The organism is Alicyclobacillus contaminans DSM 17975 (assembly GCF_000429525.1).
Taxonomy (GTDB): Bacteria; Bacillota; Bacilli; order Alicyclobacillales; family Alicyclobacillaceae; genus Alicyclobacillus_A; species Alicyclobacillus_A contaminans.
Genome location: NZ_AUCA01000012.1, coordinates 58,702 through 79,460, shown reverse-complemented (window position 1 = coordinate 79,460; position 20,759 = coordinate 58,702). Strand labels below are relative to the sequence as shown.

Sequence of the window (20,759 nt, the reverse complement as noted above, 5' to 3'; positions counted from 1 at the left end):
CTGCTTTAGCCAACGGTTCAGGCTTCGCTGAGTGAATACGAGACTGAATATAGCTCGGAACACATCCAGAACAGCAATACCAGCTTGCTTGGTGACATTCGACTGCTTCAGGAGTCTTGCTATCCTGTACTCCTTGAAAAAGGCAAAAACCATGGATTGGAGTTGATCTTGGTGTTGAGGTTCACGTACCATAAGGGAAAACATCCTCTTCTCTGTAGATTGTTGTCTCGTCAACTTCAGTCTACCAGAAAATGAGGGTGTTTTTGCCTTTTCAGCGCCTGAAATCCCAGTCGCACCAAGGATTTATTGACTCAGACCGGGTGCGAAACTTGAGATTTTAACATTATCCACACAACGGTTGAGCACATTACCGATATACTTGGTCACGAATTGAACGCGCATACCATGTATCGGCAACGGGAGGTCTTTTGAACTTGCTGGATTTGTCGAGATGGGTACGGACGAATAAAGTGGCGGAAAAATACGATGATGATGTGAAGGGGTATCCATGCTGAAGGTGCTGCTGATGTCCGCGTATTTTGGCGATGGACACAATCAGGTGGCGAACGCCCTCTGCGAGGCGTTTCGAAATTGCGGTGCACGCGTGCACACCATCAACTGTTTTCAAGAGACAAGCCCCCATCTTGCCAAATTCAACGAGTGGTCGTATCAACACATTACTCGATACCTCCCGGCTCTGTACGGGGCCAGCTATCGCTGGACGGCCAATCTGGATACCGACGCCTGGCTGTGGAAGGTCCTCGCCTGGTCCTCTCGGAGAGCGCTCCTGGACGCCGTTCGTCGGTATCAGCCGAACGCGATTCTACAGTTGTTTCCCGACCACGCTGCGGCATCGCTGAAGCGACCGCACGGTCACCCCTATCTCGGGGTTGTGATCACAGATTACAGTGTTCACAGCCATTGGTTCCACAACAACGTGGACACGTATTTCATCGCGCACGATGGACTGCGCAATCGCATGGCACCTTTTCTCTCGCCCCGTGCAGACGTTGTCGAGACCGGAATTCCAATACGGGGGCAGTTTGCCAAGACCGGTGACTCCTTCGTGGAGGGAAGGCCCTATGCCATCATCTGCACCGGCGGCCGCGGTGTGTTTCCGGATCTGAAGCCTGTGGTGGATGCGCTGCTGCGTGGCCTTCCGAATCAAGATATATACGTATTGTGCGGGCGCAACGCGGATCTGTTGCAGCAGATGAAAGAGGCAGCGGAACGAAATCCGCGAATCCGCCCGATTCCCTTCGTGAACCACGTGGCGCCGCTGTTTCAGAACGCATCGTTTGCGATTGTGAAGGCAGGCGGTGTCACGGTGAGCGAATTGCTGGCGTGTGGGTGTCCGATGATCTTCTACCGCCCTCAACCAGGACAGGAAGCCGACAATGCAGAATTTTTGGCGCGCATGGGGGCGGGGGTGGTGGCCATGAGGCCGGCCGACGTCTTCCAGGTGGTCGCCAGTCCGGCATTCGCGGGGCGGATTGCGCAGATGAAACTGCGCTGTGCCGACCTGGCGAGACCGGACGCCGCAACGGCTGTGGTGAATCATGTCGTCCAGAAGGTGGAGGAACTCCGGCGTCGAGAGGCGGAGTGGCGTGCGGAGTCGATGGAGTGTGGAGGAAGAGCGGTATTCTCAAAACCAGCTTTGTGACATGGGGTTGTGGCATTGTTGAAATGGGTTGTGAAGAATCGCAGGACTTGGACGTTGGTCCTGTCGGCGGCGGTTGTATTGGCAGTGGCCCTCTACTTGTATTTTGACCGCTACAGCACGTTATCGTCATTCCTTCGCTCGCTCGGCGCGCCAGGCATTGCGGTTGCCATCCTGTTCATGGCCCTCATCTGCGCCACGCCGGTGCCGGCGGAAGGGGCATTGATTGTCTATCTCAAAGTTTACGGGGCATGGTGGGGGAGCCTGTACGCTTGGCTGAGCGCGGTCCTGAGTTCCCTCATCGTGTTCGCATTCGCTCGACACTTCGGGACAGCGTTCGTTCAATCCCTCATCACCCGCAGGCGATTTGAGCAGGTGAACCTGTGGATTCAGCAGCGGGGGATTGGCGGTCTGTTGTTCATGCGTCTGATGCCATTGCCTGGATTTCTCGTGAGTTATATCGTGGGAACCATCCCTTCGGTCCGACTCTGGAGTTTCGTGTGGACCGGGGCGGTGTCCGTCATCCCCTACTACATTGGGGCCTCCCTGTTGTATCACGGTATTGCCCATCGGTTTGTCTCGTACATCAGCCTTGGGATGGCCGCATTGGCCGTATTCTGGCTGTGCGGCTATTGGGTCAAAAAACGATGGGTATGGTGATGTGCGCCGTCCGGATAGCGGACGGCGCACATCTGAAGCGGATCAGTGGTTGGGCTGGACCGGATGCTGTGCGTTCTGCGCCAATGCGTCAATCAGCGCCTGTCCGTTTGGGCTGCCGAGTCCAGTACAAGCATCCCACCCAGACTGTGCCCGATAGGGGCCGTTGGGCGCGTCGACGTCGTTGTCTCCGGTGGTGATGTCGCGGAATGCGCCGACGTTGGACGGCAGCCCGTACAACACAGGATTCAGGTACCCGACCGACCTGCCCAGTTGGTGGTTGGCGATGGCAATCAACCCCGCCCACAACGGTGCCACGGCGCTCGTGCCACCAATCACCAGCGATTGACCGTCCACAAGCACCTGGTAGCCGGTGGCGGGATCGGCATCACCCGCTACGTCCGGAACTCCTCTCCCGACATGGCCGCCGGGATTCGCCGAAGGGGGGACACCTGCGTTCTGCTGCCATGCGGGCAATGCGAAGACGTCGCTCACCCCACCGCCCGAAGCCCCTCCCCGGGCGCCGTCGTTCCACACAACTTCCGCCGCAATTTGACCATCGGCCGTTGTCGTCAGCCGCGTTCCGCCGCAGGCGAGGGCGTATGGAGAAGACGCGGGAAAATCCACATGGAGTTTTCCATCTTCCACGTTGTCGGTGGATCCGTTGTCACCGGACGCACAGCAAACGGTGATGCCGAGGGCGGCCGCATCCTGGAACGCTGCGTTCATTGCGTTCATTGCCTGTTCGGTCCAATCGCTCTCGGGACCACCCCAACTGATGGAGATCACCGAAGGTTTGTGCGTGGTGTCATGGATGGCGGACGAGATGGCGTTGAGGAAGCCCGCATCCGTGTTGGGGGCAAAGTAGACCACCGTCCGCACCCCTGGAGCAACTGCCGCAGCCACCTCAATATCCAAGCAGACTTCACCGTCGGGACCACTCGCGTCGCCCGTCGGTTGATTGGCGCCGCCATCGACGCAGACGGCTGTGACGTTCGGGGCGGGCAACCCCAACTGCGAGAAGTACGATTGCAGGGTCTCCGGTTGATACCCCCCACCCAGTTCAATGATAGCGATGCACTGATCGCTGCAGTCGACACCGGACGGAAAGTTGTACAGACGGGCGATTTCGGGTGGTGTGTAGGATGTTTGGGCTGCGGCAAGGGCTCTGTGGTCGGTATGGATCCGAAAGTGTGTCCGCGCCTGTGGCCGGTTGTCCAGGCCGAGCACTGCAACGACGACATCCTGCAAGGCAACGGGAATATGAAGGGGGCCGGTGCGCCCGCGGTAAGTGAAGTCCGGATGCTCGTAATGCGCGAGATCCACCTGGAACGCCGCGTTGAACGAGGCCACACTGCCGGAAAGGACGACGGTGCGTGCGCCGGCGTGGATGCGCTCGACGGTCAGACCGTGTGCTTGTGCAAACGATGTCACGCGCTGGATGTCGTCGGGATGCGCGCCATGGGCGGCTTCCAGCTCCGAGTGGCTCAAGTGCTGGCGTTGGGCGGGCGGGGTCTTGGCCAATAACTCCAGTTGATGCGCCAGGTCAGAGGTATCTCGACGCCGCAGAACGACGGTGACCGAGATGCGCTCGTCAGGCGGAGCGGCGACCTTGCGCGTCGCGCCTGGAACGGGGGTGCGCGCGCTGCCGACCAAAGGCACTCGATTCGGCGAGGATGTGGTGTGTGGCACTGTCACGTTTTCCATGAGGCTCAGTCCCCTTTCCGGTGAGTCGGGAAATACGTCGGCCTGTGGAGGCCCATTGTACCATGGATATGCGGCGGAAGGTGTCGAATGCAGTCGGATGGTTGTCTTGAGGCATTGGTTCGGGTGCCGCTTGGAGAGTGAACTTGGCGATTTTATTAAACTGAGTCTAAGTCTTGATATAAATATAGAAATGTGCTAACGTGGAAGGTGCGAAGAACGACGGCCAGCGCGCTGCCTGGGGGATGGCAGCGCGTGAGAATGGTCTTATCCTCCACTCTTCAGAGAAAGGAACTGAAGCCAATGCCAATGAGATTGGGAACACCCATGCCATCGTTGGACGGAGCGACCGAGTGGATTCATTCAACAGGTGTCCCGACCCTGGAGAAGGGAAAGGTCACGCTCATCCACTTTTGGGCGGTTTCCTGCCACATTTGCCACGAAACGATGGAAGAAGTTTTGAAAATCAAAGATCGATACGCGAAAGACGGTCTGCAGACGGTGGCCATCCACATGCCGCGCTACGAAGAGGATGCGAACAAGGCGCGCGTACTCGAGGATATTGCAACGTACGGCATGAACCAGCCCATCGGTCTGGATCACCGCATGGAGATCTCGCAACGGTTTGAAAACGAGTACGTGCCTGCGTTTTTCATTTTTGGAGAGGACGGGACGTTGAAGTTCCGTGCCGCAGGAGACAAAGGGTTTCAAAAAGTTGAACCCAAGATTCGCGAGGCGCTCGGGCTGCCCGCGGACAATCCGGCGTAATCCTCTTTTGCGAGAAGCAACAACTCAGAGAAAGGTGGGATGACCAGTGGCGATCCCGGACGATAGGCGCTACCATCGGGAGCACACCTGGGCAAAGGTGGACGGAGATACGGCTCGCATCGGCATCACCGCGTTTGCGCAGGAGCAGTTGGGGGAAATCATCTTTGTCGACCTGCCGAAGGCGGGGGAGCGGATTACCAAGGACACGCCCTTTGGCACGGTGGAATCGGCGAAGACCGTGTCGGACCTGTATGCTCCGTTGAGCGGCACGGTGTCATTGGTCAACGAACGGTTGAATGATGAACTGGAGGCCATCAACGAATCTCCGTACGAGGATGGCTGGATGATAGTGGTCACCCTGGATGATCCAAATGAAGCGGCTTCGTTGCTCTCTGCGGACGAGTACGAACAAGAGATTGCGGACGCGTGAGCATGGTTGGATCACGTGACAGGGACTGCCGGAGCGGCGCATGGATGCACCGACTCGGCAGTCCCTTCGCATTTTCGGATCAGAAGTCGAACGTGTCCGGATCTGGGCCGACCCGTTCATTTCGATTCAACGCGTCAATTGCCGCAACCTCTTCGGAGCTGAGCGTGAAATCGAAGATGTCGGCATTTTCCTGGATTCGCTCTTTGCGAACGGATTTGGGGATGGTGACGACACCGTGTTCCAAGTCCCAGCGAAGAATGACCTGAGCCGGCGTCTTTCCGTGCGCATCCGCGATGCGTCGAATGGTTTCGTCCTGCAGCAGTTGACCGCGCATCAATGGGCTCCATGCTTCGAACTGAATGTTGTGCGATTTGCAATAGGCGAGGAGTTCCGTCTGGGTCAGGCGCGGATGGTATTCCACCTGATTCACCATCGGAACAAATTCGCAGTCAGCCAACAGGGTTTCGATGTGGTGGATGTTGAAGTTGCTGACGCCAATGGCGCGCACGTAACCATCTTTGTACAGCTTCTCGAGCGCTTTCCATGTCTCCTTGTAGAGCCGGGTTCCGGGCCAGTGAATCAGGTATAGGTCCACGTAATCCATGCCCAAGCGCTTTCGACTGGCTTCAAAGGCCTTGAGGGTGTTGTCGAATCCTTGATCCGTGTTCCACACTTTCGTGGTGACAAAAATGTCCTCACGTCGAATCCCGGAATCCCGGATGGCCTTTCCGACACCTTCTTCGTTGTTGTACAACTTTGCGGTGTCCACGCTCCGGTAACCGTGTTCAATGGCCAAGCGGACAGCGGTCTCCACTTCTTCGCCGGGCTGTGATTTGTACACGCCGAGCCCGAACCACGGCATTTTCACGCCGTTGTTCAAAGTGGTGCAGTCGTTGATGCTGGTGATCATTTGCCGTACCCCCTCAGACCTGGGATGCGAATCGACAATCAGCGGGAGTGGTGAATGAGGTTTGGAAGACAACCTCAGACTCTTTTCTCGCTGACATCGCCGCCTATAGATTACCAAACTTCTACTGCGGCTTCCACGCGTTGGGGCTGAACCATTCGGTGGGCGGACGCATAGGGTGCAGCAATTTCGTGACGCATGCCAAGGACGACGAGGTGCAACATTTCCGCCTGCTTTCTCGCCTGTACGTGCGGTTGACGGGAAGAGAGCCAGCCATACAAACGCCAACCACCACGTTTTCTTCCTACCGGGAAGGCGTGGCGTTGGCGTTCCGTCAAGAGTTGGAGGCAGCCGAGCTGTACCGAGATATGTATCTGCAAACCCGGGTACCCAACATTCGGGATGTGCTGTTCAGAATTATGACGGATGAAATGGAGCACGCCCAGCGCTTCACATTCATGTATTGTGCGGATACGTCAAACATGGCGTGAAGAGGAGTGGGGCGTTCCCCAACGTTCGTGGCGCATCACCTGGGGGGAAGCCCGGTGCGCGCTTCTTCATCCCACATTTCATGGGCAAACCGGTTCACCTTCGATATCAGTGTCATGAACGTATGGACTTCTGCTTCGTCAAAATTGGCGAACAGCTTGAGCAGTTGCTGCTTCCGGTGTTCTCGAATGTCTCTCAATTTCGCCTTTCCGGTATCGGTCAGACGGATGTGAACATTTCGCCGATCCGTGGCCGATTGACTGCGCGTGAGCAGCGCTTGTTTCTCCAACTCGTTGCAGTGCCACGTCACCGAACTGTAGCTGATGCCGACGGCATCGGCCAATTCGGATGCTTTTACCACGTCGTGACGGCTCAGGTAGCTGAGGATATGCATCTGGGTTCGCGTGAGGCCCAGTTTCGTTAGGCTGATGTTCATGTTTCTGTGCAGAATCAACATTTGGTAGGCGAGGTCGGTATATATGTTGTTATCTGCATCCATGTGACGTTCACCTGACTCCCTGTGGACTGTCGCAACGGGGCCATGCACAGTCAGGTCCTCGTTCCGACCGCCGGATGTTCTCCATTTATCATAGCACTGCGACACCGACGGCGTCCCGGAATCGTTTGATCATCTGACGTCACTGGACCTTTGGGAAGGCGAGGACACCACGCGAACACGCGCATGTAGTCCGTGCCGTTCAGCCCCTCCGTCGCTGTCAAGCGGTAGCTGTGAGTGTTCAACTCCTATAGAATAACGGTAGAATCACGAGAGTTCCGCGCGGCCCGGAATGTGGAGAATGCACGCGGCAGTACGATGACGCGGAGGAAATCACACCATTCACGGGCTGATTGGCGAGGAGGGAGAACATTTGAATGCATTGGCGGTTGGTGCAGTATGTGGCTTTCTGGCTGTCGCCTTGGGGGCGTTCGGGGCACACGCATTGAAATCACGCCTATCTTCGGACAGGTTGGAAGTATACGAGACCGGGGTCACCTATCAGATGTACCACGCACTGGCACTGGTGGGAACGGGCATCCTCGCGCATCTCGGCGTGGGTGGCACGCTCATCTCGGTCGCGGCGTGGCTTTTTCTTGCGGGCATCATCCTGTTTTCCGGCAGTCTGTACGTCCTGTGCCTGTCGGGGAAGCGCGCCTTTGGCGCCATCACGCCGCTCGGTGGGCTGTGCTTCCTGGCGGGGTGGGCGCTGCTCTTGGCTGGTGCAGTCTGATGGGCGGCGCAAAGCCCGTTGAGCCACGCGCGCTGATGCCCATCTCATCCAAGGAGATGGGACTCTACCAGTGTCCACAGGGCGTCAGGGGTGTCGGCGGAGACACAATTCCGCTCGTCCACCAGGACGCAGGGACGGCGACAGCAGATATCGCAATAGTCCAGGCAGTCCCAGGCTTCAATCCGAACGTCCGGAAATTGCTGGGTAATCCGCGTGACAACCTCCCCTGACCCCAACGGCGCGTTCGCTTTGCAATATTCCACCAGATGTTGCTCCACTATCTTTCCCCCTTGCTGGCGCGGTTGTGGCTCCTATCGTGCTCTGCGCGTGCGATAGAGGACGATGAGCAGTACGGTGACAAGCAAACCGCCGGTCACATACGCAAGGCTCGACTGGACCACTCGCAGCACGGCTTCCATATGATCTCCCGCCCAATAGCCGAGTCCTATCCAAGCGATGCACCACAGTGCGGCGCCAATGCCAGTGTACAGCAGGAATGGACGAAGCGCCATGCGGGCGAACCCCGCGACGTAGGGGCTGGCGGATCGGACACCCGGTAGGAAGCGGCCTGGGATGAGCAGCCAGGGACCATATCGGTCAATCAGGCTCGTGGTGCGGCTCATCTGGCGCGCGTTGAACAACCAACGGCTGGCGGCGGCGTTGAGCAACCGGACGCCGTAATGCCGGCTGATGAGATAGGCGAGGGTGCTGCCACACAGGTAACCGGCGATGCTGCACAGGGCCACACCGGGCAGTTGCAACTGGCCGCGTGCACTGGCAAAACCGTAGAAGGTCAGGAGGCCGTCGCCGGGAAACGGAAATCCGAGCCCTTCCAGCACGAGTGTGATAAACACACCGACATATCCAAAGTCGAGCACACCGTCGGCGGCCCAGCCGAACCAATCGAGCACGCGAGCACCTCCTTCGCCGTGGTGAGGGGGCACGGCTTGTCTGTACAGCATATGAACCGGTGGCTGGTGTGATGCCGATGCCATGTGGAGGAAGTCACTTGCCATGGCGTTGACGCAATCACCAGGCTGGGTCGAGCTTTCGGGATTTGCGGCAATCCTGATATGATGAGGGAAAGTCTGTGTGGACGTTGGGCGTAAAGCGTTGCGTCCGAATGGGGGCAGGTTCAGGTGTGGATGTTGAAACATGCAAACGGCTATACCCTGACTCAACCAGCAGGGCGCTTCAACGCGTTGGTGGTGGACGGAGACCGGATTGTGGCGGTGGGCGATGGTGAGGAATTGGCCACGGAATACGCGGGGCGCATCGCGCATGTGTTGGATGTGGAGGGAGCCACGGTGGTTCCCGGTTTTGTGGACAGCCATCTGCACGTCCACGCGCTCGGCATTCACAGGATCCAACTGAATTTGGAAGCGGTGCGCCATCGGGGGGACCTGCTGGCGGCCATCGCCGACCACGCGGCCTCGCTGCCCGCGGACGCGTGGGTGCTCGGCGGAGGGTGGAACGAGAACCACTGGTTGGATCAAACGCTGCCCACCATGGAGGAGTTGACCCAGGCGGCGGGCGGACGTCCGCTGTTGCTGACGCGGATCTGCCACCATGTGTACCTGGTGAATGAGCCAGCGCTCCGGTTGGCCGGCATTCATCACGATACGCCCAATCCAGCGGATGGCGCCTACGGACGCGATGCGAAGGGACGACTGAACGGCCTGGTGTACGACAATGCGGTGACGCCGCTGCAGCGGGCGGTGCCGGACTTGACCGTCACTCAGTGGGAACAGGTTTTCCGGGCGGGGATGGAGGACTGTTTGGCGGCGGGCATCACGGCGGTCCATACCGATGATGTTCGCGGTCCCCGGAGTTTTGCCACCACATGGTCGCTGTACCATCGTCTGATTCACGAGGCGCGCGTGCGGATTCGGGTTCACGAATTGGTGGACTGGAACTATTTAGACGAATGCCGGGCCGCGTTGACGGAGCTCCCCGCCCCGGACGACTGGCTGGAGGTGGGGGCGGCAAAGCTGTTCAGCGACGGCTCGTTTGGCGGGCGAACGGCGTGGTTGTTGGAGGATTACAGCGACCAACCGGGGTGGCGCGGCACGCCCATGTACACCCCTGAAGCGCTCGCGGAGCGCGTGCGGATGGCGCATGAGAAAGGGTTCGGCGCAGCTGTGCATGCCATCGGCGACGCGGCGCTGGAGATGGTAATTGGGGCGTTGGCGGAGGCGCCACCGGTGGCCATGCGGGATCGGATCATTCATGCGGAACTGGTCCATCCCAGTCTGATGGAGCGCATGCGAGCGCTGGGAGAACGGGTGGTATTGGACATTCAGCCGCGGTTCACCGTCAGCGATTTTCCGTGGTTGGTGGAGCGGCTTGGGCCCACGCGGGCGGAGCGCGCCTGCGCGTGGCGGACGCTGTGGGCGGCTGGGTTGCGGTTGGCGGGCGGATCGGACGCGCCGATTGAACCTGTGGCACCGCTGCTCGGGATACACGCGGCGGTGGCACGCAAACGGCCCGGGATGGGCGGACAGGGATACCTGCCTGCGGAGGCCCTGACGCCGTACGAAGCGGTGCAGCTGTTCACCCGGAATGCCTGTTACGCGAACGGCACGGAACAGCGAAAGGGGCAGATTGCGCCGGGATTCCTGGCGGACCTGACGATTCTTGACCGCGATATCGTCCAGCCGCAGGATGTGGACGATTTGTGCGCGGCGAACGTGTTGTACACCGTGGTTGGCGGCGAGGTGGCGTATGCGGCAGATGGAACGAGGACGGAGTGGTCGGCGTGAACGGTATGGATGAATTTGCGCTGATTCGACATCTGGCCGCTCGGGTACCCACGGATCACCCGACGGTGCGGGTGAGCATTGGGGACGACGCGGCGGTGTTTAACGTACCGACAGGGGAGGAGGCCGTGGTCACGACCGACGCCATGGTGGAAGGCGTCCACTTCATCGAGCGGACGATGACGTGGACCGACGTCGGCTATAAGGCGGCGGCGGTGTCCATCAGTGATGTAGCGGCGATGGGCGGACAGCCGCGGCAGGTGCTGCTGACGGTGGCCATCCCGAGGGAACGGAAACCTGCAGATTTGGAGGCGTTTTACGACGGGATGGCGGAAGCGTGCAACCGGTACGGTTGTGCGGTGATAGGCGGCGATGTGGTGCGCACGAGCGGGCCGCTGGTGGTCACGAGTACCGTGCTCGGCGCGGTGCCGCATGGGCAGGCGTTGCTGCGCAGCGGAGCGCGTCCGGGGGATGTGGTGTTTGTCACCGGAACGGTGGGCGGCAGTGGCGCGGGGCTGCGTCTGTTGCTGGAAGGTGCAGCTTCACTCCCGCCGGACGAAGCGATGCAACTGCGCCAGTTTCATCGGCGTCCCGTGCCGCAGGTGGAAGCGGGCGCGATTTTGCGGGAGGCGGGCGCGAGCAGTTGTGACGATATCAGCGACGGGTTGGCCAGCGAATTGAACGAGTTGGCTGAGGCGAGTCGGGTACGCTTGCGGATTGACCAGAACAGAGTGCCGGTGCATCCCGCCGTGCGCAACTTCGCGCGGGCGCGCGGGGAATCGCCGCTGGAATACGCCTGGTATGGCGGAGAGGACTTTCAGTTGGTGGGAACAGCGCCCCCCTTCGCTTTTGCCCGAGCGTTGGCGCGTTGCCAAAGCGTGGGGATCTCCCTGACACAGATTGGCCGTGTGGAAGAAGGAGACGGAGTGGTGGTGGAATCCGCCGCCGGGCTGACGGTGTTGGAGGCGAAAGGGTACAATCATTTTCGAGCAGAGTAACGCGGGACAGCGCGTTGGCCACGGTGATCCTCCGGCGCGAGTTCGCTGGAGAATGGCTGCCGGTGGCGAAAGGAGGCGTGTGGGATGCGGGAGATGGCGTTGACCACTCGGTCGGCACAACAGACGCGAACCATGGGAGAAAGGCTCGGCGCGTTGCTGCAGCCGGGAGATGTGATTCTGCTGTCCGGCGGTCTCGGCGTAGGAAAAACCACGTTTACCAAGGGGGTTGCGGCTGGTCTGCAGATCCGAGAGGAAGTCACCAGCCCCACCTTCACGCTGGTTGCGGAATATGAAGGAAGAATTCCGTTGGTGCACATGGACCTCTATCGCCTGTACGAGGCGCAGGGGGAAGCGGACGGCACCGCGCTTACATCGGCGGTGGAGCACGCGCTGCAGGCCATCGGGTTTGCGGATTACTTGGAGGGCGACGCGGCGCTCCTGATTGAATGGCCGGAGGCAGTGCGCGATTTGGTGGCGGACGCGCTTAGCATCGAGATGGTCGCCCAGCCGCTGCCGCGCGTCGACGAACGGGTGCTGCACTGCACCACCACTGGATGGCGGAGTTTGAACTTACTGGATGAGTGGGTGAAGCGATGGCTGTTTTGACGCTGGATACTGCAACCCAAGTCGCTTCCGTGGCAGTGGGACAGGGGACGTCTCTGTTGGCGACGATGACCTCCCTCGTCCCGCGCGGCCATTCCCGCGTGCTGCAGCCGGCCGTCGCGGCGGTGCTGAACGCGGCGGGCCTGCAGCCGACGGAGTTGACGCGAATTGTCGTCGGCATTGGTCCGGGCAGCTACACCGGTGTCCGATTGGCGGTGGCCACCGCAAAGGCGCTCGCCAGCGCGTTGGCGGTGCCGCTGACGCCGGTCTCCACCCTGATGGCGATGGCCGAGGCCGTCGTGCCGGATGCGGGCGCCGGACAGGCGGTGCTGCCGCTATTGTACGCGCGGCGCAAGCGGGCATTTGGCGCGTTGTACCTGCGCGCCGACGATGGGACTTGGCAGGCGCTGCAACCCCCGGAGGTGCGTTCCGTCAGTGCGTGGGCGGCGCTCTGTCAAGGACTGTCCGACGAGGGGCGGATTGACACCGGTGGATTGACGATTGTCCACGATTTTGAACCGAAGCATCAGGTGCTGGAGCTCTTGCCCTCGGCCCGTGATTTGAGATTGCTGCAGCAGGTGGCGAGCGAACTCGCGCCGGCGCTGTTTCGACTGAGTTACACCCAGACGCTCCCGCTTCTGACCGGCGACGCAGTGCACGAACTGGTGCCGGACTACGCCCTGCCGGTGGAGGCGGAGGTTCGCCTGACGGAGCGGGAGGGGAATCAACCATGAGTGTTCGAGAACCATCGTCCAATGATCAAATCACCATTCGCCGTATGTTGCTGGCCGACGTAGACCAGGTGATGGAGGTGGAACGCAAATCGTTCACCGCGCCGTGGTCGCGGCAGGCCTTTCTTGCTGAACTGGCGGACAACCAGTTGGCGCGTTACATTGTGGCGACCAAGGATGACCGCGTGATTGGTTACGCGGGCATTTGGCTGATTGTGGACGAGGGCCATGTCACCAATATCGCCGTCCATCCGGACTTCCGCGGCCGGCGCCTGGGGGAGATGCTGCTCCGGGCACTGATGGCCGAATGCATGCAGCGGGGGATTCGCCGCATGACGTTGGAAGTTCGCGTTTCCAACACCGTGGCACAGAACCTGTACCGCAAACTCGGCTTTGTTGGCGTGGGCGAACGCAAGGGCTACTATACAGACAACAATGAAGACGCGCTCATTATGTGGGCGGATCTGGGGGCTAGTGTGTGAAGGTATTGGGGATTGAAACAAGCTGCGATGAAACGGCGGCGGCTGTGGTGGCCGACGGACGGACGGTCATATCGCAGGTGATTGCGTCGCAGATTGCGACCCATGAGCGATTTGGGGGCGTGGTGCCGGAAGTGGCATCACGTCAGCATATCGAGACAGTCACCCGGGTGGTTGAGCAGGCGCTGCGCGAAGCGGGCATGAATTGGGGGGATTTGGACGGGATTGCCGTCACCTGTGGCCCCGGCCTGCTCGGCGCACTGTTGGTGGGCGTATCTGCGGCCAAAGGATACGCGCTCGCCACGGGGCTGCCGCTGGTGGGCGTGCACCACATCGCGGGCCACGTGGCGGCTGCGTGTTTGGCCAACGATGTGTCGTTCCCCGCGCTGGCACTGGTGGTATCCGGGGGGCATACGGAAATCCTTGAGGTGGATGCGTTATTTCGTTTCACCAAACTCGGAGGAACCAAAGACGACGCGGCCGGGGAAGCGTACGACAAGGTGGCTCGTCTGGTCGGGTTGACGTATCCGGGGGGGCCGAAGGTGGACAAGCTGGCTCAGACGGGAAATCCGGAAGCGTACGCGTTTCCGCGGGCGTTCCTGGAAGAGGATAACTTTGATTTTTCGTTCAGCGGATTGAAATCCGCCGTCGCGAACGAAGTGGCCAAGCGCCGTCAACGGGGGGAGACCATCCGCATCGCCGACGTGTGCGCGAGTTTCCAACAGGCGGTGATTGACGTTTTGGTGGAGAAAATCGCACGGGCAGTCCACACCACCGGACGCCGCGTGGTGGTGCTCGCCGGTGGCGTGGCGGCCAATCATGGTCTGCGCACCGCGCTGGCCGCAAGAGCGGCGGTGGATGGCTTTATCCTGCACGTACCACCGCTCACGTTGTGCACCGACAACGCGGCAATGATTGCCGCCGCAGGCACGTTCCTGTTGCGGGCGGGGGTTCGGCACAATCTCTCACTCAACGCGCACGCGACCCTATCGTTAGGAGATTGGCAGGCTGGACGTGTATAATGGCAACAAACGGGACTTGTTCACAGTGTGGGGAAAAGCGCCGTGTGGATATTGTGGATAGTCGCTAAAATACCTGATCTATCGACAAAATCCGCTGTGGATAAGCTTGTGGATACTGTGGATAGTTCGACTTTTCGCACAGGAGGAGAACGCTGTGAAAACTGTGAATTCCGTGCTAGACCTGATTGGAAATACCCCTGTGGTACGGTTGCGCAACCTTCCGGATGCCGACTCGGCGGAAGTCTACGTGAAATTGGAATGGTTCAATCCCGGGGGGAGCGTCAAAGATAGAATTGCGAAAGCGATGATAGAAGCCGCGGAACGCGAGGGCAAGTTGAAACCGGGCGACACGTTGGTGGAGCCCACCAGTGGCAATACGGGCATCGGCCTGGCTCTGGTGGCGGCGGCGAAGGGATACCGCGTCGTGTTGACGATGCCGGAGACCATGAGCCAAGAGCGCCGCAACCTGCTCAAGGCGTATGGCGCAGAGCTCGTGTTGACACCGGGCCCCGACGGGATGCGCGGTGCTGTGGAGAAGGCGAAACAGCTGGCAGCGGAACACGGGTACTTCATGCCGCAGCAGTTCGACAACCCGGCTAACCCGGAAATCCACGAGTTGACCACCGGGCGCGAAGTGGTGGAACAGATGGAAGGCAAGCTGGACGCGTTCATCGCCGGCGTTGGCACCGGTGGTACGCTGACCGGCGTGGGCCGCGTGCTGCGGCGGGAGATTCCGCAGTGTAAATTGATTGCCGTGGAACCGGCGGCGTCTCCGATTCTTTCCGGCGGGAAGCCCGGCCCCCACAAGATTCAAGGTATTGGAGCCAACTTCGTCCCATCCGTGCTTGATACCAAGATCTACGACGAGGTACGCACGGTGGAAAATGAAGTCGCGTTCGAGGTGGCTCGTCGGTTGGCCCGTGAAGAAGGACTGTTGGTGGGGATTTCGTCCGGCGCCAACGTCCACGTGGCGCTGCAGGTGGCCAAGGAGTTGGGAGCTGGCCACAAGGTGTTGACCGTATCTCCGTCCAACGGCGAACGCTACCTGTCCACACCGCTGTTCCAGGCGGAATAGGACGACATGTGACGTGTGCTTCGTTGTGATGCTGTGAGAAGGCCGCCCGCAGGGGCGGCTTTCTCTTGAAAAAGGGGCTGTTCCTACTGCAGTGAAAACTGCACAGGAACAGCCCCTTCTCTGTATTCATGCTTCCGGGCAGACTCTATTCAAAAGAGATAACTCAGTCGAAAGAAAAAGTCTATTCTTTTTTGGAACTCTGGGCTATATTTTTCTCCGACACACGGCTGGCCGCTTGTGATCACACAGGACATGGGAGGTAGGGGCAAACGTGACGCAACCACAAACCAATCTCCGCTGAGTGACCACCGGCCTCTTGCTTGGACAGGTCCTGTCCTCGCTGGATCAGACCGTTATTTCTCTGGCGATGCCCACCGTGTCCACCCGGTTGGGCGGACTCAACCTGTACGGCTGGGTATTCGTCGCCTACATGTTGACCTCCACCGTCAGCATCCCTATCTACGGCAAACTGGCCGACTTGTTCGGACGAAAACAGGTCTACTTGGCAGGTGGGTTGATCTTTTTGGTGGGTTCCTTGCTCTGTGGTCTGGCTTGGAACATGGCTGCGTTGGTTGGCTTCCGGGCCATTCAGGGGCTCGGCGCTGGCTGTCTCATGCCGGTGGCCTTCACGCTGATTGCGGATCTCTATCCCATCCAGGAGCGGGGCAGGTTTCAAGCGCCGTTTGGCGCTGTGCTGACATTAGCCAGCATCTGTGGCCCGGCTGTCGGAGGGGTGATGGTCCAATACTGGAATTGGCGCTGGATTTTCTACATGAGCCTGGTCATCGGCATGCCCGCGCTCCTCGTGGTCGGTCTGGCGCTGCACGAGCAGAGGCAACGGGGCTGGGCATGGGGCCAATGTATCCCACCCTTGGCACGGCGGTGCAGAGTGCTGTGGAGCCGAATCGGCGCGGGGTGGCGACGGCGTCCTCGCAATTTTTCCGATCCGTCGGCGGGACGGTGGGTGTGAGCGTGTTCGGCAGTCTGCTGCCGCGCCACGCGGGCGCAGGGCCCGCGTTGGAGCACGCGCTCGACCTTGTATTCCTGCTCGGAACGGTATCGGTGGGGGGCGCCTTGGTAGCCGTCCTGTGGATGGGTAGCGACCGCCTCATCCGGACGCGCGCCTGAAATGCGGATATGCAGCAACTGTATATTTACAGTATATCCTTTAGTAAACGATCATTGCGTATCGGGCTGCCCCTCAGTGCGCTGGCACTGTTGGGGCAGCCCGATTTGTCTGTCCGGTGCTGATTTGGTATCAGCGAACGGTTATTTAGAAATCCACCAATCCGGTTGGACCGGCCACACGCCCATAGGACCGAAGTATTTGTCCGGAATGTGGACGTTGCTCCGGTACACCTGGACATCGTTGTAGTCAAACAGGAAGATGATGGGCAGTTGCTGGTTGACGAACTTGTTGAACGTCTGGAACTGCTGACCGCGGCCCGCCTGCGTGAAGTCGGACGGCAAAGCCCAGGTGTTCTGAATCAGCTTGTCAATTTCCGGGTTGCTGTAGCGTTCGTAGTTGCCCGGGTCTTTCGTGCCCCAGGTACCGCGCGGATCTGGATCCGGGCCCATGCTGTTGCCCATCAGCCACATGTCGATGCTCGGGTCATTGTTCTCCAGGCGGCTGACCAGCGTGTTGAAATCGATAGGGCTGTCCTCCACCACGTGAATGCCCACAGCCTGCAGGTCTTGCTGAATGGCGTTGGCTTCACTGGCGCGAGTGGGGTCTGTGGTGGTGGCCAGGTGCAGTGTCAGCGTCTGGCCCGTCTTCGGGTCAATCCGCCATTGTCCCTTCTTCACATATCCCGCTTCATCCAGCAGTTGCTCGGCCTTTTTCGGATTGTAATCATACGTGTTGAGCTGGCTGGCCGGTGTCGCTGCCCACGTGTAGCTGTCCGGTGTTGGCGAGTTGATGGGGACAGCCATGCCCTTGAAAATACCGTTGATAATCGCCTGCCGGTTGATGGCGTAGGCAATGGCCTGGCGGACGCGAACGTCCGAGAAATACGGCTTGTTGTCCTTCAGGCCGAGGAAGGCGTATTCCGTACTCGGCATGGTTTTCTCAACAATCTGCGGATCGCTCTTCATTTTGATCTTGTCGTTCGCTGACAACCCGTTGATGGCGAAGTTCACTTGACCGCTGGCCATCATGCCGGGCAATACGTCCGGGCTCACCACTTTCAGCACCACGTTCGCGATGTGCGGCTTGCCGCGCCAGTAGTTTGGATTCGCCTTGAAAGTATCCACGGACTGGTTGGTGGCCGATGTCGGAATGTAGGGACCGGAGACCACATCCGGCAGGCGGTCGTACTGCATCTCCAGGTACTGGGAGAACGGGATCCCCTTCAGGCGGTGGTACGGCAGCGGCGTGATGTTGGCCAAATCGGCCGTCAGGAAGGCCGCGTCCGCCTGCTTCACGTGGACCTGGAATTCCTTGTCGTTGATGATGGTGAAGCCGCCGGTGTCGGCAAAGGACTTAGCCTCACCCTTCACGATTTTGTCGGCGCCCACCACGTTGTCCACCAGGTATTCTGACTGTCCCTGCAAGTGCGGGCCGTTGTAGGCTGGCGAAGCCAGGAAGTCCATGTCCAGCAGCACGTCGCGGGAGACAATGGGCTGGCCATCCGACCACTTGGCGTTCGGTTGCAGCCAGCAGGTGATGGTCTTGTGATCTGGTGAATACTGGTATTTTTGCACAAGCCACGGCTGCAGTTGCAGTTTGTTATCCACGTTCAGGAGCGGGTCGAACGACAACTGCCACATGGCTTCGGTATAGCCGCTGGAATCCAGGTTCGGAATAAATTCATCATTCCACGGTGTACCTTGGGCAACGGTGAGGGTGCCCCCATCCACCGGTGTCGCGCTGTCCTTCGACGAACTGTTGGACGCGGTGTTTTGGCCGCATCCGTACAACAACATGGCGGCCGAGGCAGCCAGCGCCACGGTGGCCATTGCTTTCTGTTTCTGAATCATCCCTGAAGCCCCCCTGTTTGGAGTTGACTGCGGATATGTAGCCCACACGAAGGTGCGCATGCAACATCCTTGCAGGCGCGGAGCAGATCTGCCCGCGCCAAAAACCGATAATTCAAATCGGTATTGCCCATTATAGGAAGTGGCTCTTGTGCCGTCAACTAAAATACATATAAGAAGCAGATCTCTCGTAGCGAAGGAGACAGACTTCACAAACATCCCTTGGAAATGTAGAATGACATATGTTTCAAAAATCTCACCTATTCCAATGGAGTTACAAGGACTAGCGTGGCGGCATGGATTTGGAGGGACACGCATGTCAGAGGCGGTGCTATCGGTACGGAATTTGCGAACGTACTTCATGTATAAAGACGCAGAGGTCCACGCGGTGGACGGGGTGGACTTGGATGTCAGGGCAGGGGAAATCGTCTGTCTGGTCGGAGAATCCGGGTGCGGCAAGAGCATGACGTCCCTGTCCATCATGCGCCTGGTTCCGCAGCCGGCGGGGCGGATTGTGAGTGGGAAAATTCTGCTGGACGGCGTGGATTTGCTGCGGCTGTCCGAAGATGAGATGACGGATGTGCGCGGCAACCAAATCTCAATGATCTTCCAGGAGCCCATGACCGCGTTGAATCCGGTGCTGACCGTGGGAGACCAGATCACCGAGGTTTTGCTGCGGCACCGGCGCATGCGCAAGCGGGAAGCTTGGCAGCGCGCCGTGGAAATGCTGGAGTTTGTCGGGGTTGCGCGTGCGGCGCAAATCGTGCATGAGTATCCGCACCAGTTGTCCGGGGGCATGCGCCAAAGGGTCATGATTGCCATGGCGATGGTGTGCGAGCCGAAACTGTTGATTGCGGACGAACCCACCACGGCGCTGGACGTGACCATTCAGGCTCAGGTGCTCGATCTGATGCGGAAGATGCGTGACGATTTCGGCACCGCCCTGATTCTCATCACCCACGACCTCGGCGTGGTGGCGGAGATGGCGGATCGGGTGGTGGTCATGTACGCCGGTCAGGTGGTGGAGTCCACCGACGCGGACACGCTCTTCGAGGAACCCAGCCATCCCTATACGCGTGGATTGCTGCGGTCGATTCCTTCGCTCAGTGATGACACCGAGACGCTCTACTCGATTCCCGGAACGGTGCCGGACGCAGCGGCCTTTCCCGAAGGATGTCGGTTTGCGGACAGATGCCCATTGGCACAGCCGGAGTGTTTGGCAACAGCGCCCGTACTGCGCGAGGTGCGACCTGGGCATTGGGTGCGTTGTCACTTTGCGGATAAGGGGAGTGTGTCGGTGTGACGACAGCACAGGCTTTACTCGAAGTGCAGGACTTGAAGAAGTACTTTCCCGTGCAAAAGGGGGTGCTCCGGCGGACAGTGGGCTACGTGAAGGCCGTGGACGGAGTGTCTTTCCGCCTGCAGCCCGGGGAGACGCTGGGGATTGTCGGGGAATCCGGCTGCGGCAAGTCGACGCTGGCTCGAACCATCATGCGCGTGCTGGAACCGACGGCGGGCAAGATCCTGCTGGACGGGCAGGACATTTCCCAGCTTAGCGGTAAGGCGCTGCGGCGCATCCGCCGCAAGTTTCAAATGGTCTTCCAAGATCCGTACGCGTCTTTGAACCCGCGCATGTCTGTCCAGGACATCATCGCCGAACCGCTGGTGGTCAACGGCCTGGTGGCCGCTCGCGACATTCCTGCCGTGGTCGCGGATCTGCTGGAGAAGGTCGGATTGAAAGCTGATGACAGGCAGCGCTACCCGCACGAGTTTTCCGGGGGGCAGCGGCAGCGTATTGGCATTGCGCGCGCCATCGCGGTGCAGCCACGGTTGATTGTGGCGGACGAAGCGGTCTCCGCCCTCGATGTGTCGATTCAGGCGCAGATCTTGAATTTGATGCAGGGATTGAAGCAGGAATTGGGCCTGTCGTACGTGTTCATCTCGCACAATTTGGCCGTTGTGCGCTACATCAGCGACCAGGTCGGCGTGATGTATCTCGGTCATTTGGTGGAACTCACCACCAAGCAGGCCCTGTATCAACAGCCCTTGCACCCCTACAGTGAGGCGCTGTTGTCGGCGGCGCTCGAACCTTCTCGCAAGCACAAGCGTGAGCGCATCCTGCTGCGGGGAGATGTGCCCAATCCCGCCCATCCGCCGACAGGTTGCCCGTTTCACACGCGCTGTCCGAAAGTGATGGACGTCTGCCGACAGTCGCGTCCCACCTTGCGGGAAGCTGCCCCAGGGCACTGGGTGGCCTGTCATTTACATTGAG

Annotated in this window: 23 protein-coding genes and 1 pseudogene; 17 read left to right on the top strand and 7 right to left on the bottom strand. The window is 59.6% G+C overall.

The features are described from left to right. Window positions 1–192 (bottom strand): annotated as a pseudogene (locus G463_RS23315) (hypothetical protein); the annotation flags it as partial. Window positions 193–508: 316 nt separating this feature from the next. Between G463_RS23315 and G463_RS19250 the strand changes: the two are divergent. Next, window positions 509–1,663, top strand: coding sequence for an MGDG synthase family glycosyltransferase (locus G463_RS19250; protein ID WP_051322042.1), 1,155 nt, complete (start codon window positions 509–511; stop codon window positions 1,661–1,663). 15 nt (window positions 1,664–1,678) lie between these two features. Beyond that, complete coding sequence (locus G463_RS0106895; protein WP_051322041.1) at window positions 1,679–2,320, top strand: TVP38/TMEM64 family protein; 642 nt, start codon at window positions 1,679–1,681, stop codon at window positions 2,318–2,320. 42 nt (window positions 2,321–2,362) lie between these two features. On the opposite strand, the gene G463_RS0106890 is transcribed toward G463_RS0106895, so the two are convergent. Further along, a complete protein-coding gene (locus G463_RS0106890; protein WP_051322040.1) occupies window positions 2,363–4,024 on the bottom strand; it encodes a S53 family peptidase in 1,662 nt (553 codons plus the stop codon). 300 nt (window positions 4,025–4,324) lie between these two features. Here G463_RS0106890 and G463_RS0106885 point away from each other — a divergent pair, with 300 nt between their 5' ends. Next, window positions 4,325–4,789, top strand: a complete 465-nt coding sequence (locus G463_RS0106885) for a TlpA disulfide reductase family protein (protein WP_051322039.1) — start codon at window positions 4,325–4,327, stop codon at window positions 4,787–4,789. 46 nt (window positions 4,790–4,835) lie between these two features. After that, entirely contained in the window at window positions 4,836–5,219 is a 384-nt protein-coding gene (gcvH, locus tag G463_RS0106880; protein ID WP_026974570.1) for a glycine cleavage system protein GcvH, read from the top strand. A 79-nt stretch (window positions 5,220–5,298) separates the two neighbouring features. On the opposite strand, the gene G463_RS0106875 is transcribed toward gcvH, so the two are convergent. Next, window positions 5,299–6,129: an aldo/keto reductase gene (locus G463_RS0106875; protein ID WP_035486099.1), complete on the bottom strand. Its 831-nt coding sequence runs from the start codon at window positions 6,127–6,129 to the stop codon at window positions 5,299–5,301. A gap of 188 nt (window positions 6,130–6,317) precedes the next feature. Here G463_RS0106875 and G463_RS19245 point away from each other — a divergent pair, with 188 nt between their 5' ends. Further along, on the top strand, window positions 6,318–6,617 hold the full coding sequence (locus tag G463_RS19245) for a ferritin-like domain-containing protein (protein WP_051322038.1): 300 nt from the start codon (window positions 6,318–6,320) through the stop codon (window positions 6,615–6,617). Window positions 6,618–6,652: 35 nt separating this feature from the next. Here the strand turns inward: G463_RS19245 and G463_RS0106865 are convergent, their stop codons facing one another. Beyond that, the gene (locus G463_RS0106865; protein ID WP_026974568.1) at window positions 6,653–7,114 is read right to left on the bottom strand and encodes a MarR family winged helix-turn-helix transcriptional regulator; all 462 of its coding nucleotides are present in this window, start codon (window positions 7,112–7,114) and stop codon (window positions 6,653–6,655) included. A gap of 370 nt (window positions 7,115–7,484) precedes the next feature. Between G463_RS0106865 and G463_RS0106860 the strand changes: the two genes are divergently transcribed. Further along, complete coding sequence (locus G463_RS0106860) at window positions 7,485–7,844, top strand: DUF423 domain-containing protein (protein ID WP_035486095.1); 360 nt, start codon at window positions 7,485–7,487, stop codon at window positions 7,842–7,844. Between the two features lie 44 nt (window positions 7,845–7,888). Here the strand turns inward: G463_RS0106860 and G463_RS22230 are convergent, their stop codons facing one another. Then, on the bottom strand, window positions 7,889–8,122 hold the full coding sequence (locus G463_RS22230) for a DUF1450 domain-containing protein (protein WP_169725439.1): 234 nt from the start codon (window positions 8,120–8,122) through the stop codon (window positions 7,889–7,891). A gap of 33 nt (window positions 8,123–8,155) precedes the next feature. Continuing rightward, a complete protein-coding gene (locus tag G463_RS23140; RefSeq protein WP_026974565.1) occupies window positions 8,156–8,755 on the bottom strand; it encodes a DedA family protein in 600 nt (199 codons plus the stop codon). A 234-nt stretch (window positions 8,756–8,989) separates the two neighbouring features. On the opposite strand from G463_RS23140, the gene G463_RS0106845 reads away from it, so the two are divergent. The 9 genes from G463_RS0106845 (at window position 8,990) to G463_RS23495 (ending at window position 16,639) form a co-directional block, all read left to right on the top strand. Then, window positions 8,990–10,606, top strand: coding sequence for an amidohydrolase (locus G463_RS0106845; protein WP_035486137.1), 1,617 nt, complete (start codon window positions 8,990–8,992; stop codon window positions 10,604–10,606). 5 nt (window positions 10,607–10,611) lie between these two features. Continuing rightward, window positions 10,612–11,601 carry a thiamine-phosphate kinase gene (gene thiL / locus G463_RS0106840; RefSeq protein WP_026974563.1) on the top strand — a complete coding sequence of 330 codons (990 nt, stop codon included), beginning with the start codon at window positions 10,612–10,614 and terminating at the stop codon, window positions 11,599–11,601. 84 nt (window positions 11,602–11,685) lie between these two features. After that, window positions 11,686–12,207 (top strand): tRNA (adenosine(37)-N6)-threonylcarbamoyltransferase complex ATPase subunit type 1 TsaE, encoded by a 522-nt coding sequence (gene tsaE / locus G463_RS0106835; protein WP_026974562.1) that lies wholly within the window; start codon window positions 11,686–11,688, stop codon window positions 12,205–12,207. Next, window positions 12,195–12,938, top strand: a complete 744-nt coding sequence (gene tsaB / locus G463_RS21660; protein ID WP_051322037.1) for a tRNA (adenosine(37)-N6)-threonylcarbamoyltransferase complex dimerization subunit type 1 TsaB — start codon at window positions 12,195–12,197, stop codon at window positions 12,936–12,938. The genes tsaE and tsaB overlap by 13 nt, the downstream gene beginning before the upstream one ends. Further along, window positions 12,935–13,417, top strand: coding sequence for a ribosomal protein S18-alanine N-acetyltransferase (gene rimI / locus G463_RS0106825; RefSeq protein WP_026974561.1), 483 nt, complete (start codon window positions 12,935–12,937; stop codon window positions 13,415–13,417). Before tsaB ends, rimI begins: the two co-directional genes overlap by 4 nt. Continuing rightward, the gene (gene tsaD / locus G463_RS0106820) at window positions 13,414–14,436 is read left to right on the top strand and encodes a tRNA (adenosine(37)-N6)-threonylcarbamoyltransferase complex transferase subunit TsaD (RefSeq protein WP_026974560.1); all 1,023 of its coding nucleotides are present in this window, start codon (window positions 13,414–13,416) and stop codon (window positions 14,434–14,436) included. Before rimI ends, tsaD begins: the two co-directional genes overlap by 4 nt. A 121-nt stretch (window positions 14,437–14,557) precedes the next feature. Next, entirely contained in the window at window positions 14,558–15,511 is a 954-nt protein-coding gene (gene cysK / locus G463_RS0106815) for a cysteine synthase A (protein WP_051322045.1), read from the top strand. Window positions 15,512–15,827: 316 nt separating this feature from the next. Then, window positions 15,828–16,481 carry an MFS transporter gene (locus G463_RS0106810; protein ID WP_245575721.1) on the top strand — a complete coding sequence of 218 codons (654 nt, stop codon included), beginning with the start codon at window positions 15,828–15,830 and terminating at the stop codon, window positions 16,479–16,481. Beyond that, on the top strand, window positions 16,478–16,639 hold the full coding sequence (locus G463_RS23495; RefSeq protein WP_245575720.1) for a hypothetical protein: 162 nt from the start codon (window positions 16,478–16,480) through the stop codon (window positions 16,637–16,639). Before G463_RS0106810 ends, G463_RS23495 begins: the two co-directional genes overlap by 4 nt. 141 nt (window positions 16,640–16,780) lie before the next feature. Here G463_RS23495 and G463_RS0106800 read toward each other — a convergent pair whose 3' ends face one another. Next, window positions 16,781–18,490: an ABC transporter substrate-binding protein gene (locus tag G463_RS0106800; RefSeq protein ID WP_026974557.1), complete on the bottom strand. Its 1,710-nt coding sequence runs from the start codon at window positions 18,488–18,490 to the stop codon at window positions 16,781–16,783. Window positions 18,491–18,803: 313 nt separating this feature from the next. Here G463_RS0106800 and G463_RS0106795 point away from each other — a divergent pair, with 313 nt between their 5' ends. Then, window positions 18,804–19,790: an ABC transporter ATP-binding protein gene (locus tag G463_RS0106795; protein WP_026974556.1), complete on the top strand. Its 987-nt coding sequence runs from the start codon at window positions 18,804–18,806 to the stop codon at window positions 19,788–19,790. Next, on the top strand, window positions 19,787–20,758 hold the full coding sequence (locus tag G463_RS0106790; RefSeq protein WP_026974555.1) for an ABC transporter ATP-binding protein: 972 nt from the start codon (window positions 19,787–19,789) through the stop codon (window positions 20,756–20,758). Before G463_RS0106795 ends, G463_RS0106790 begins: the two co-directional genes overlap by 4 nt. Window position 20,759 lies beyond the last annotated feature (1 nt).